General features: G+C 71.1%; 11 protein-coding genes. 6 read left to right on the top strand and 5 right to left on the bottom strand.

Annotated elements, in window-relative coordinates; translation table 11 throughout:
- Positions 1–15 precede the first annotated feature (15 nt).
- Together BR98_RS05595 and BR98_RS36040 are read right to left on the bottom strand one after the other, a co-directional pair.
- Positions 16–756, bottom strand: coding sequence for a hypothetical protein (locus BR98_RS05595; protein WP_157537421.1), 741 nt, complete (start codon positions 754–756; stop codon positions 16–18).
- 22 nt (positions 757–778) lie between these two features.
- On the bottom strand, positions 779–2,131 hold the full coding sequence (locus BR98_RS36040; RefSeq protein ID WP_051969340.1) for a hypothetical protein: 1,353 nt from the start codon (positions 2,129–2,131) through the stop codon (positions 779–781).
- Positions 2,132–2,288: 157 nt separating this feature from the next.
- Between BR98_RS36040 and BR98_RS05585 the strand changes: the two genes are divergently transcribed.
- The 3 genes from BR98_RS05585 to BR98_RS05575 all read left to right on the top strand — a co-directional run bounded on the left by BR98_RS05585 (position 2,289) and on the right by BR98_RS05575 (position 5,480).
- Entirely contained in the window at positions 2,289–3,998 is a 1,710-nt protein-coding gene (locus tag BR98_RS05585; protein WP_035840706.1) for an ABC transporter substrate-binding protein, read from the top strand.
- Between the two features lie 278 nt (positions 3,999–4,276).
- Positions 4,277–4,771, top strand: coding sequence for a hypothetical protein (locus BR98_RS05580; RefSeq protein ID WP_232247250.1), 495 nt, complete (start codon positions 4,277–4,279; stop codon positions 4,769–4,771).
- A gap of 223 nt (positions 4,772–4,994) precedes the next feature.
- On the top strand, positions 4,995–5,480 hold the full coding sequence (locus tag BR98_RS05575; protein ID WP_083976010.1) for a class I SAM-dependent methyltransferase: 486 nt from the start codon (positions 4,995–4,997) through the stop codon (positions 5,478–5,480).
- On the opposite strand, the gene BR98_RS05570 is transcribed toward BR98_RS05575, so the two are convergent.
- Complete coding sequence (locus BR98_RS05570; RefSeq protein ID WP_035838848.1) at positions 5,457–6,689, bottom strand: IS256 family transposase; 1,233 nt, start codon at positions 6,687–6,689, stop codon at positions 5,457–5,459. The two genes, BR98_RS05575 and BR98_RS05570, sit on opposite strands and share 24 nt — an antisense overlap.
- A 204-nt stretch (positions 6,690–6,893) precedes the next feature.
- On the opposite strand from BR98_RS05570, the gene BR98_RS39005 reads away from it, so the two are divergent.
- The gene (locus tag BR98_RS39005; protein WP_198042131.1) at positions 6,894–7,034 is read left to right on the top strand and encodes a hypothetical protein; all 141 of its coding nucleotides are present in this window, start codon (positions 6,894–6,896) and stop codon (positions 7,032–7,034) included.
- A gap of 7 nt (positions 7,035–7,041) precedes the next feature.
- Here BR98_RS39005 and BR98_RS39000 read toward each other — a convergent pair whose 3' ends face one another.
- On the bottom strand, positions 7,042–7,194 hold the full coding sequence (locus BR98_RS39000) for a hypothetical protein (RefSeq protein WP_157537419.1): 153 nt from the start codon (positions 7,192–7,194) through the stop codon (positions 7,042–7,044).
- 173 nt (positions 7,195–7,367) lie between these two features.
- On the opposite strand from BR98_RS39000, the gene BR98_RS36035 reads away from it, so the two are divergent.
- Complete coding sequence (locus tag BR98_RS36035) at positions 7,368–10,421, top strand: XRE family transcriptional regulator (protein ID WP_157537417.1); 3,054 nt, start codon at positions 7,368–7,370, stop codon at positions 10,419–10,421.
- A gap of 22 nt (positions 10,422–10,443) precedes the next feature.
- Here BR98_RS36035 and BR98_RS05560 read toward each other — a convergent pair whose 3' ends face one another.
- Positions 10,444–11,754 carry a serpin family protein gene (locus BR98_RS05560; protein ID WP_157537415.1) on the bottom strand — a complete coding sequence of 437 codons (1,311 nt, stop codon included), beginning with the start codon at positions 11,752–11,754 and terminating at the stop codon, positions 10,444–10,446.
- Positions 11,755–11,890: 136 nt separating this feature from the next.
- Here BR98_RS05560 and BR98_RS05550 point away from each other — a divergent pair, with 136 nt between their 5' ends.
- Positions 11,891–12,577 (top strand): helix-turn-helix domain-containing protein, encoded by a 687-nt coding sequence (locus tag BR98_RS05550; RefSeq protein WP_051969337.1) that lies wholly within the window; start codon positions 11,891–11,893, stop codon positions 12,575–12,577.
- Positions 12,578–12,619: the final 42 nt, after the last annotated feature.

The following is a 12,619-nucleotide window of genomic DNA, read 5'->3' as shown; positions in this document are numbered from 1 at the left end:
CGAGTCGGGTCGAGGTCAGGCCGGGTCGTCCAGGCCCAGCGCTCGGCGGACGGCGAGGCGCGGGCTGGTCAGGACCGGGACCGGCAGGTCGGTGAGCAGTGCGAGAGCCGGGACCATCGAGGCCTGGGCGAGGACCACCACGTCCACCGCACCGGCCGCCGCCCGCACCTGCTCGGCGATGCTCGCGTGGTAGCCGGGCAGGTCACCGGCCTCGAAGCGGGCCCAGGCGGCCGGGCACGGGATCTCGACCAGCTCGCCGGCGTGGCCGTCGACGTCGTCCGCGCCGGCCTTGCCGTCGACCCCGTCCGCGCCGTCCGCGCCGTCCGCGCCGTCCGCGCTGGCCTTGTCGTCGACCCCGTCCGCGCCGTCCGCGCCGTCCGCGCTTCCTGCGCCGGCCTCGGCGAGCAGCTCGCGGGTGGGCGCGAGGGTGGAGTCGACGGTGTAGGCGAGGCCGATCCGCCGGTACCGGGCCGCCGCCTCGGCCATCGGGCGGTCCGCCCGGATCACCGTGGGCAGCAGCTGCTCCGCCGTGCCGCCGATGCTCGAACAGGTGACGACCACCACGTCGTTGCCGGCCAGCTCGGCGAACCGGGCGCGCAGCCCGTCCTGGTAGGGCCGGCCGGCACGGGCGTCGGCGAGCAGGCCGGCGTCCACCAGGTGCTGCTGCTCGACCTCGCCGGTGGCGAGTTCCTCCACCAGCGACCGGAAGGTGGGCACGTGCAGATCGGCGGTGTGCAGGAAGCCAATGCGGATCACGGCGCCCATCATGCCAGCCGGTTCACCCCACCCGGCCGGGCCCGCTGAGCTGCCGAAGGATCGTCAGATAGTCCGGCCCGGGTGGCGGGTCCCCACCGCCGGACACCGTCGGCTCGGTCCACAGGGCCGGGAACCCGTCCGAGCACTCCAGGTGCCCGCTCGCGTTGTGGCAGGAGGTGGAGGTGTTGGGCTGGTACTCCGGGCCCCAGAGCAGAGCCACGGCCGCGCCGGAGCTCGCCATCGCGCTCAGCACGCCCCGGAAGGCCGGCCCGGTGCTGCCGTTGCCGCCGTCCACGGGGGCGTAGAACTCCGACCACCAGATGGGCAGTCGACTGCGGCCGGTGCGGCTGAGGCGGGTGTGCAGCCAGTGGTCCAGGGTGCGGAACTTGGCCGCGCCCTGCGCCGGGGTCGGGAATCGGCGGTACTTCTGGTCGTCCGGGCAGTCGGACACGCCGGGTGGGCAGGCGGGCTCGGTGTCGGTCCCGGCGTCCACGGCCAGGAAGTCGGCGCCGGCGCTGTGCGCCAGCCAGTAGTCCAGCGAGTCCACGGCCCGCTGGTCCACCGTGCCCCAGGGCTGGCCGGCCAGTTCCGGATCGGTCGCGGGGTGGCCGGCGGCGCCGGGATCGTCCCAGCTGGGGAACGGCAGGTAGGGGCCGCCGATCCGCAGGTCCTGGCGCGCGGCGCGACGGTAGCCGTCCAGGGCGCGGTAGACCGTGTTGTAGAAGTCGGTGTAGGCCCGGTGGTTCCACTGGCTGTAGTCCGTGGTGCCGTCCGGGCGCGGCACGCCGTAGAAGCCCTTGAACTCGTTCCACACCTGGTAGTAGCGGACGAACGGGAAGTGCCGGGCGATGGCGACCGCCAGGTCGGCGTAGTCCTGGTAGTGCGTGGGCAGCGGGGCCTCGTACAGGTGGGTGTCGTCGTTGGGCGCGGCCGGGTCGTAGTGGTCGGTGGCCCAGGACGGTGAGCAGCACAGGGTGATCACCGGCGTGCCGCCGGTGGCGCAGATCAGCCGCATCCGCGCGTCCAGGGCGGACCAGTTGAAGGCGCCCTGCGCCGGTGCGCGCGGGGCGGTCCACTCGCCGAAGCCGAAGATGTGCATGTTCTGCAGCGGCCCGACCGAGCTGAGCACCCGTTTGGCCCGGGCCACGGCCGCCGGGGCGGGGGGCGGCGCGGTCGGGTCGACCCCGGTGCCGATGCTGTGCTCCGTGTGGGTGACACCGACCTGGAAGCCGCCCAGCACCTGCGCACTGCCGCACCCGGCGCCGTCGAAGACCGGCAGGGCGCCGGCGGCCCGGTGCGCACCGGCGGTGCAGCCGATCAGGGCGAAGACGACCGCCGCCAGTACGAGCAGGCGGCCGCGGTGAAGGGCGGGCACGGGCGGACTCCAGGATCGGCGGGCGGCCCGACCCATTCTCACTGACTGATCGTCAGTTCCGCCGACTGACGCCGTATGTGTCGTCGTGTTGCGGGCCTGTGGCAGTTCGCCGATCTTGCTTGACCACCCGTTCGGCCCGCCAGCAGAGTTCTTGGACATGTCACGCATGAGTAGGGGCAGGGCCGTCCGCGCGGCCGCCGGATTCGCGCTGCTCGCCGGCCTGAGCACCGGCTGCGGCGGCGCGAGCAGCACCGCGGCGTCCGCCGGCTTCGACCCCGGCGGCTGCCAGGGCGGCACGCTCACCGTGCTGTCGCACGCGGGGCAGGGCGCCCTCGACCCCGCCGAGCTGGACACCACCGACGGCGCCGGGCTGCCCGCGCTGGTCTTCCGGACCCTCACCACCCACGACCACACCGCCGAGGGTCCGCAGAGCACCAAGGTGGTCCCGGACCTGGCCACCAACACCGGTGAGCCCAATGCCGACGCCACCGTCTGGACCTACCACCTCAAGTCGGGGCTGAAGTTCGAGGACGGCACGGCGATCCGCTCGGCCGACATCAAGTACGGCATCGAGCGCTCCTTCGCCGCCGAGCTGCCGGGCGGGCCGCCCTACCTGCGGGAGTGGCTGATCGGCGGCGAGCAGTACCAGGGTCCGTTCAAGGGGGCCGAGTTGGCCTCGATCGAGACGCCGGACGACAGCACCCTGGTGTTCCGGCTCAGCAAGCCGGAGGGCGACTTCCCGTACCTGGCCACCGCCACCCAGTTCGCGCCGGTGCCCAGGGACAAGGACACCGGTACCGAGTACCAGAAGCACCCGATCTCCTCGGGCCCGTACAAGGTGGTCAGCAACGCCGGCGGCAAGTCGCTGCTGCTGGACCGCAATCCGTACTGGTCGCGGGAGCTCGACGAGCAGCGGCTGGCCTGCCCGGACAAGGTCGTCCTCACCTCGGGCCTGGACACCGCCGTGATCAACCAGCGGCTGCTGGCCGGCAGCGGCGACGACGCGCGGGCGGTCAGTGGGGACACCGACGTCGACGCCACCGTGCTGGCCCGGCTCGGAGGCGAGCCCGGACTGCAGAACCGCGTGGCCACCGGCTACTTCGGCGCGACCCGGTACCTGGCCTTCAACCCGAAGGTGAAGCCGTTCGACAACCCGGCCGTGCGGCAGGCGATTTCCTACGCGGTGGACCGCGAGTCGGTGATCGACGCGGTCGGCGGGAGCACTGTCGCCAAGCCGGCCACCACGTTCCTGCCCGACCAGCCGGCCTTCGGCTACCAGCCCTACGACTACTTCCCGGGCGGTCTGGCCGGTGATCCGGTCAAGGCCAAGGAGGTGCTGGCGCAGGCCGGTTACCCGAACGGTCTGACCGTCACGCTGAGCCACTCCAGCACCTCGGGCGACACCGGCCCGGCCGTCGCGGCGGCCGTGCAGCTGGCGCTCGGCAAGGCCGGGATCACCGTCAAGCTGGACCCCGCCGCCGACCAGGACTACGTCGCCGGGACCCAGAAGCCGGACACCGAGCCCGGGTTCTTCATCGCCGGCCGGGGCGCCGACTGGCCGTCCGGCGGGCCGTTCCTGGCGCCGGTCTTCGACGGACGCCACCTCCTCACCGCCGGCGGCAACGTCAACTCCGCACAGCTGAACGACCCGCAGGTCAACGCCGAGATCGACGCCGCCGGCCGGCTCACCGACCCGGCCAAGGCGGCCGCCGCCTGGGGACAGCTGGACAGCGAACTCGGCAAGCAGGCCTGGACGGTGCCGCTCTTCCACCCGGTCCACATGCGGCTGGTCGGCCCGGCGGTGAAGAACGCCCATGCCAGCCAGTGGAACGGCCGCTACGACTACTCCCGGATCTCGGTGAGGTGAAACGGCAGGATCCACAGGAGGGGCCCCGGGTCCGGACCGGCCCTAGCTAGGCAGTGTCGTCAAACGGTCAGGCCCACATGAGGAGTGAGGCGAGGGTAGCTGCGGCTTGGTGGGAGACGGCGGTCTGACAGACGCGGATCTCCTCGCAGTGTCGCCGGATGCGGAAGGTGTACCCAGCACCACCATCAAGTCGGATAGGAGTGCTACTGCCTCGGGCGCGCGCGAACGACATGCTGATGTTGTGCCCGAGGGGCGGGCCCGAGAGGGAGTCAGGTGTCATGGCGAGCACTCAGCTGACCGGCGTTCATTCGCCCCGTCTGGTCCGCGTGCACGCCGGTTCGGCCTCGGGTGTCCCGCGGATCCTTCCGAAGGCCGCGGCCGCTTCGGCGTTCCCCCTGCTGCGTCGCCGGGCGGCCACGGTCCTCACCGTGCTCGGGCTGGCGATGATTCCCTGGCTGGTCTTCCTGCACACCGGGCTGCCGGCCACCGCTCAGGCCTCGCACTGGGCCTGGACGTGGACGGGTCTGGACAGCTTTGAGGCGCTCGGCCTGCTCTCCACCGGACTGCTCCTCAGGCGCGGCGACTGCCGGGCCTGCCTGACCTCTGCCGCGACCTCGGCCCTGCTGCTGGTCGACGCCTGGTTCGACACCATGACGGCTGCCCCGGGTTCGGACTTCAAGCTGGCGGTGCTGCTGGCGGTCTTCGCCGAGTTGCCGCTGGCGGTGGCCTGCGCGGTTCTCGCGACCCGGACCTTCCCTCGGCCGGGCCGCTGAGCGGAAGAGCTCGTGACGTGATCGGCGCTTGCGGTCCGGTCCGTCTCGGGAAGTCCCCGGCCTGCCGCAACGGCGGTCCACGGGCGTTTCGTTCGGCCCGTTCGGCCCGTTCGGGTCGACTGCCGACAAAGTCGGCGCTGGCGCAAGCAGATTGCACACAAATACAACTGATTGACCATCAGAGATGTGCTCGATGGCCCAATTGGACACTTAAGGAGGAATTATGAGGAATTCGCGAGCATTGATCGGCGCGGGCGCTGCCGCCGCCGTCGCCACCTGGTGGTTCACCGACTCCGCGCCGTACCCGTACTCTCAGCGCTGGTTGCTCGACCTGCCGCTGCCGTTCCTGACTCTGAAGCGTCTGGACCACGTGCTGCAGGCCCGGGAGGGCGAGAGGATCCTGGAGATAGGCCCCGGAACCGGCCTGCAGTCGCTGCACGTCGCACCGCAGCTGGGCCCGAACGGCCAGCTGGACATCCTGGACATCCAGCAGGAGATGCTCGACCACGTGGGCCGCCGGGCCAAGGAGCAGGGCGTCGACAACATCGTGCCGAACTGCGCCGACGCACATGAACTTCCTTTTGAGGATAGCTCGTTCGATGCGGCTTACCTGGTGACGGCGCTGGGCGAGATCCCGGATCCGGCGCGTACGCTGGGGTCGTGTCCCGCTTGGTGGTGTAGCCGATCAGTCGGTGGGCGTGTTGGGTAGTGCGGGGGCGCTTTCGGGGAGCTTGGCAGGGTAGAGCTGGTCCATGCTGCCTTCGGGCAGGTAGCGGCGGGGGAAGGCGATCCACTCGTCGTGGAGCTCGAAGAGCACGGCGGTGACCAGTCGCAGGAGCGCGTCGTCGTTCGGAAAGACCTGGACGACGTCGGTGCGGCGTTTGATCTCGCGGTTGATCCGCTCCAGCGGGTTGGTGGACTGGATCTTCTTCCAATGTCGTTCCGGGAAGACGGCGAAGGCGGTCAGGTCGTCCTTCGCTTCCAGCAGCATCGCTTTGACCTTCGGGAACTGGGCGCCGAGCATGTCGGCGACGGTGTCGAGTTGGGTGCGGACCCCCTCGGCGGTGGACTGGGCGAAGACCGTGCGGATCGTCGCGGCGACCATCTCGCCGGCTTCCTTGTTGATCACGCTGAACACATTCCGTAGGAAATGGACCCTGCAGCGTTGGTAGGAGGCCCCGAGCATGACTTTGCGGATGGCCTTGACCAGCCCGAGGTGGTGGTCGCCGATCACGAGCCGGACTCCGGCAAGGCCGCGTTCGCGCAACGAGCGAAGGAACTCGGTCCAGAAAAGTTCGGTCTCGCTGTCGCCGACCATGACCCCGAGCACTTCGCGGCCGCCGTCCTCGGTGATGCCGGTGGCCACGACCACGGCCCGGGAGACGATCTGGTGCTCGACCCTGGCCTTGCAGTAGGTCGCGTCCAGGTAGACGTAGGGGAAGCGGACGTGGTCCAAGGGCCGGCCCCGGAAGGCGGTCAGCTGCCCGTCAAGATCCTGGCAGATCCTGGAGACCTCGCTCTTGGAGATGCCGGTGTCCGCGCCCAGGGCCTTGACCAGGTCGTCGACCGAGCGGGTGGACACGCCGTGGACGTAGGCCTCCATGATGACCGCGTACAGGGCCTGGTCGATCCGGCGGCGTCGCTCCAGCAGGGCGGGGAAGAAGCTGCCGGCCCGCAGCTTGGGGATCGCCAGATCGAGGTCGCCGGCCGCGGTGGTCAGCGTCTTGTCGCGGTGCCCGTTGCGGAACGCGGTGCGGGTATCGGTGTGCTCGTTCCACTGGGCGCCGATCCTCGCGGTGGCCTCGGCCTCGATGAGTTCCTGGAGCATCCGCTCGGCCACCCCGCGGACGAGTTCGAGCCCGTCTGCCGAACGTAGTGACTCCAGCAGGCGTAGTAGGTCAGACTGGGACAGGGCCACCGTGCGTCTCCTTCGTTGAACTGCCCGTTCACATCGGAGAGTTGCACGGTGGCTGACCCATGCTCAGGGAGTGTGAGGCCCCTGCGGGTGTGCGCCCCGGGAGCGAGCCCGCGCACACCTCACCCGTGATCGGCTACACCACACAGCGGGACGCCATCTACGCTGGCCGAGCTGCGCCGGGCGCTGAAGCCGTTCGGGCGGCTGGTGGTCGGCGAGTTCTTCGACCGGCATCAGATCCGGCCGTCCTCGCTGATCGGCCTGGCGGAGGGAGCCGGGCTGCGGGTCGCCCGGCTGTACGGTCCGCCGTTCGCGTACTACGCGGTGCTGCGTCCGATCGACGCCTGACGCGGCACTAGCGGAGCAGGAGGACGACAGCGGTGATCAGAGCGCCCATGGTCAGCAGCAGGCAGAGCCGCAGGGTGTGACCCCAACTGCGCAGCGCCAGCCTGATGATGCCGGCGGCCTCCTTCAGCAGGGTGGCCGTGGTGTGGCCGTTGGTGAACACAGTGCTCCTCCGTGGTGTGCCCGTCGTGGCTCGGCTGCTCACTCGAAGTGGCGAAGTGGCAGCGGGAGGACCATGCGCTCTGCTGTGATTGTTCCCCAAGTCGCGGCGGTGTTCGCGCTGGTGGGCGGCGGACAAGGCGGGGTTGTCCGCGGACGGCGAGGGGTGGGGCGGGCATGGTGGGGAATCGGGCGGGACGACCGTGGGGCCGGCCGGCTGCCGACCTGGCGCGGGAGCAGGTGGAGTTGGTTCGGTTCCTGCGGGCGCTGAAGGACCGGGCCGGGCTGACGGTGGCACAGCTGGAAGGGCCGACGGGGTTCGGGAAGACGGCTGTCAGCCGCCGCCTGGCCGGTACCGGGCTGGACTGGCGGTTCGTTGAACAGGTGGTCCGGGCCTGCACGGAGGGCCACGAGCTGCGTCCGCGCCGGGAGCGCGACCTGGCCAGGGCCCGTGAGCTGTGGCAGGCCTGCGAACGCCCGCCGCAGCGACCGGTGGTGCGGGCTGCGCAGGCCGCTCCCCTCGATGGGCAGCGGCGCACGATCGAGCTGCAGGGCGAGCTGCTCGACACCCAGCGTCGACTGATCCGGACCCAGGCGGAGCTGGTGGACGCCGTCGAGGCGCAGGCGCAGAGCACCAAGGCGCTGATGCAGGCGAACCAGTTGACGCTGGTGCTGAGCGTGATGCTCGGCAGCCTGCGGGAACGGGTCGACCAACTCACCGGCGCGCGGGAGCTGCCACCGCCGGCCTCCGGGCCGCAGGCGCTGGACGGCGGGCAGCTCCGCCTGGACCGCGCCGAGCGGCAACTCACCCGCACCCAGGAGGAGTTGCGCCGGGCCGAGGCCGAGCGGAGCGAGGCCCTGCAGCTGATCGCCGAGGCGACTCGCCGGGTCGGCGCCCTGCGTCGGGAGATCGACGGACTACGAGCGGCGCTCGGCCCGGCGATCGAGGAGGGCTCGGCACCGCTTCCGCCGACCGCTCCGGTCCCGGCACAGCGGGTCGAGGACGATCCGGCGACGCGGGACTACGATGCCGCGCTCGACCGGGCGGCGCAGGTGGCTGCGGAGATCACCACGCAGCTGCAGGCCGCCCGCGCGCGGCTCGGCGCTTCGGTGGAGCTGCCGTTCGAGGCCGAGCATCGGATTGTCCCCGGTGCGGTGTTGTCCGCCGCGGACAACCCGGCGACCAGCGCCGATTCGGCGGGCAATGCCGAGGCATCGGGCAATGTCGAGGAGCTGGCGGACGAGTGGCCCCGGGCCGGCGAGAACGGGGGGCTGGGCGACGGCCTCGTCGTGATACCCGGCTCGGCGGTGCTCCGTGCCATGGCGCAGGCCGCGCACCCGCCGTGGCAGTGCCTCGCGGAGCTGATCGACCTGCTTCGAGCGACCACCGGCGAGCGCAAGACGGAGGAGGACCCGCTCACCATCGAGATCGTCGTGCCCGTGCCTCGGGACGACCCCGCCGAGGCGAAGATCAGTCTGACGGACAACGGCTGTGGAATGGACCCGGCCACGCTCTCCCAGCGGTTGCTGCTGGGACTGCAGCGGGACGGCAGCCCGTTCGGCACCCTCTTCAACCTCGGCTTCTACCAAGCGGTGTTCGGTCTGGGGAGCAGGGTGGAGATCATGACCTCCACGGCCGGCGAGGAGTGGTGGAACACCGCCGTCCTCACAGTGGAGGCACTGCTGCACACGGGATCGGTGACCCAGCAGGTGCACCGGACACCGAAGTGGGACGCCGGCGACCACGGCACCAAGCTGACCATCAGCGGCCTGCACGCTGACCCGAAGCCGACGTCGTCCACGCGCCGACTGGGCGAGGTGGGCAGGATGCTCGGTGACGTCTACAGCCATCCGCTGGTCAACAAGCAACTTCGCCTCTACCTCAACAAGAAGTTGCTGTACCCGCGGCGCCCGTGCGTCTGGTCCGGCCAGCGAACCGTGCAGCGAGCCGGCCGCGAGATCAGCGCGGTGCAGAACATCGATCGGGTCTTGCCGCCGGTCGCCCAGTGCCAGGAGTGCGGCATGACCAATGTCCCCGGCATGGACGCCTGTCCGGTCTGCGGCTCGGCACGCCTGGTGGTTGTCGAGCGCCGCATCTGGGGCTGGCTCGGTGTCCAGCGCTACTTGGACGAGGTCGACTACGGCATCGACTTCCTCAGTCATGGCCGGAAGATCCTGCTCCGTGACAAGCGGGTGTTCGACTGGAGCGACCCCGACGGACTGGCTCCCGCGCTTCGCGAGTACCCGGTCGACAACCCGGCCCAGCTCGGCCGGCTGGTCGGGGAAATCCACTGCGACCACGTCGCGGTCTTCGCTGCGAAGAACGGCTTCGACTTCGGCAGCGAGGACTGGCAGGAGGTGGTCCGGACGATCAGGGGTGACGGCCCGATCAGGCCGAAGCTCGCCCTTGCAAAGGGCTACCAGGAGAACGACAGTCCACTCGCTCTGCTCTTCCGGGGCTTTCGACGCAACGACCCGGGCCTGCACTGCCTGGTGCCGGGCGACGGGCGCCTGTCGCTGACCCGCGTGGCGAAGGAGTGGGCCAGCCGGTTCCACGCGGGTGACCCGGAGTACCTCACCGACGAGCGCTGGTACCTGGCGGCCGTACGACACGACGAGCGCCAGGCGGCGCGAGCTGAGGGGCTGGCTCTCCTTCCCGGAAACCTTCCGCAGCTCGGCCGGCCCGGCCATGGGCTCGATCTGCCCCGACTGGTCGCCTCGGTGGCCGTCGTCGGGTACGGAAGGCCGCCAGAGTCGCCGGCCCGGTTCCGGACGGCTCTCTACCAGGCGGTGGCGGCAGCGCTGTGGGACGCGGGGATCCCGCTCAACCAGGTCAGCCTGAGCGATCAGGATCCCGATCTGCTGCTGGTGTTCGAACCGGTGGTGAGCTTCTCGGCCGTGCTCGACAGCTGGGTCGGATCGCTGACCAGCGCCGTCCGTAGCGCACTGGCCGATTCCCAGGCCCGGCTGCTGGTAGGAGTGGCGCGAGGCGTCACGGACTTCACCGACTCCGAATTCCTCGGCCCGGCCGTGCGCCACGCCGACCAGTTGCGCGACCATCGTGAGGGGCGGCAGCAGCTCGGGGAATCCGGGGGCGACACCCTGCTGACGGTCGACACGGAGCTGTACGAGCAGCTCACCGGCGAGAGCACCCGCCAGTTCCTACCACTGGGCGCACCCTACGTGGGCGAGCCCGTCATCGCCTGGTACCGCGTGCTCTCCGGAGACTGACCACCGCCACTGACCACCGCCACTACCCGTGAGGATCCGTCACCTGGCCCAGGAACAGGGGCTGGCCGCTCTGGGTGTCGCGGATCAGGAAGAGGAACGGGCGGTCGATGTGCAGCTGCACCTCGGAGGACCCGGCCACCTGGGCCGAGGTCCCCACCACCGCGCCGCTGCCGGCGGCCGCGGTGGTGCCCTGCTCGTCCACGATGATCTTGGCCTTCTGCACCACCTTGCTGATCTGCACCCGTCCGGGGGCGTTGGGGCCCGCGATGCCGGAGAAGTCGGCGGTGGGACCGAAGGCGGACTTCATGCCGAGGCTCTGCAGGGTGGCGCTGAGGTCGTTGCCGGTTTCGAAGTTGAACTTGGGGAGGGCCAGGTCGACCTGATGTTCCATCAGCTCCTTCAGGATGCGGTCGAGTTGCGGGGCGTCCAGAGACTTGCGGAAGGCGTCGAAGCCGCCCTGCGCCGGGACCAGCAGGTCCATCGCCAGGTTGCCGCCCGCGTACGGGAGTTCCACGGCCTGCCAGGGCTGGCCGGTGATGCCGCCGCTGCCCTCGGCGTAGCGCAGCCCGGCGTGCTGTTCCATCGTGGGGACCTGGGTGGCGCTGCCGTCCAGCTGGTGGAAGGGCTGCGGGGAGGTGGACTCGTGCTTGAACGGGGTCCGCCAGTCCGCCTTGAGATACAGGGCGTCGGTGAGCGCCAGCAGCGTCGAGGGGTCCATGCTGCCGGGCGCGAAGAGGTCCTTGATCTGCCCGTTGGTCTGCTGCTCCACCAGGGCGTTGACGGCCTTGCGGGCGCCCTCCGGGTCCTTGGCGAAGTCCGTGCTGCGCACGCCCGCGTTGAAGGCCTCGGCCAGCACCCGCAGGTACTCCTGCCGGACGGGGTAGCCCTGCTGGACCCAGACGGTGTCGGACTGCTGCACGGTCAGTCGCGGGTCCTGCCCGCGGGCGGCCCGGTCGAGTGCGCCGGTGCTCACCGCGTACTGCTCGGGCGCCAGCTGGGTGTGCAGCGCGGCTGCCATTTCCTGGGCGGTGCCGCCCTTGGCGCCGGGGAGCAGCATGGCCAGCAGGGTGCTCAGGCCGGAGGGTGAGACCACCAGGTTCTGACCGCCTGCCTGGGCGGTGAGCGCGTGGTAGAGGTCCAGCCCGAAGGCGTCGGTGGCGGCCGCGGTGGCGGACTGCTCCTCGGTGCTGGAGGCCAGCGGCGCCGCCGAGACCTGCTGGACGGACACCGACACCGACGGCGCCGGCGCCGCCGCCGTGTGGCCGCAGCCCGCCAGCACTGCCGCGGCCACTGCTGCCGCCCCTGCCGCCTGCCAACTCCGCTTGATCCGCATGACCCCGCCCTTCCCCGGTTTCCTGACCTCGTTCTGACGCAGCCGGTCCGGCTCGGGTTCCGTCCGGTGCCCTCCCGGCGCTCGCCCGGTGCTCCACCGGTGGCGCGCGCTGCCGACCTGGCCGAGGATCGGGAGGGTGACGAAGCATCAGAAGGCCGCGCCGGACCTGGCCCGGGTACGGCAGCGGATCTCCGAGCGGTGCCAGCAACTCGGCCTCTCCGAGGAGGAGGTGGCGGCCCGGGCCGGGATGGCGCCGACCTACCTGCGGTACCTCACCGAGGTCGGACCGGGCTTCGACGAGGTCGGCGTGCTGCGGGTGGCGGCGGCGCTGGGCCTGACCTACCAGGAGCTGATGGAGGGCCGCCACGACGCCCCGCCGGGCCAGGACGCGGCGGTGGCCCGGCCGGCCCTGGTCAACCTCACCGAGCCGGAGTGCTGGGCGAAGCTCGGCACTCACGGGGTGGGCCGGATCGCGCTGGCGGTGGAGCCCGGGCCCGCCGTGCTGCCGGTCAACTACTTGGTCGACGGCGAGACGGTGGTCTACCGCACCAGCCCGGCCGGGACGGCCGCCGTCGAGTCGGGCACGCACCTGTCCTTCGAGGCGGACCAGGTGGACGACCAGCTGCGCCACGGCTGGAGCGTGCTGCTGGTCGGCACGGGGGAGCAGGTCGGCGATCCGGAGACGGTCCAGGTGCTCGAGCGGCGCTCCGGGGCCGAGCCCTGGGTGGGCGGGGAGGAGCGCCGGCTGTGGATCCGGGTCCGGCCGGACCGGGTGAGCGGCCGGCGGATCGGCAGCGTCACCGCGGAGGGCCACCTGGAGTGAGCGCGGCCCTCAGCGGCTGCCCGCTCAGCCGCATGCCTGCTC

Origin of the sequence: Kitasatospora azatica KCTC 9699 (assembly GCF_000744785.1) — a bacterium.
GTDB lineage: Bacteria > Actinomycetota > Actinomycetes > Streptomycetales > Streptomycetaceae > Kitasatospora > Kitasatospora azatica.
The sequence above is the reverse complement of the archived record's forward strand: the minus strand, read 5'-3'. Positions and strand labels throughout refer to the sequence as shown.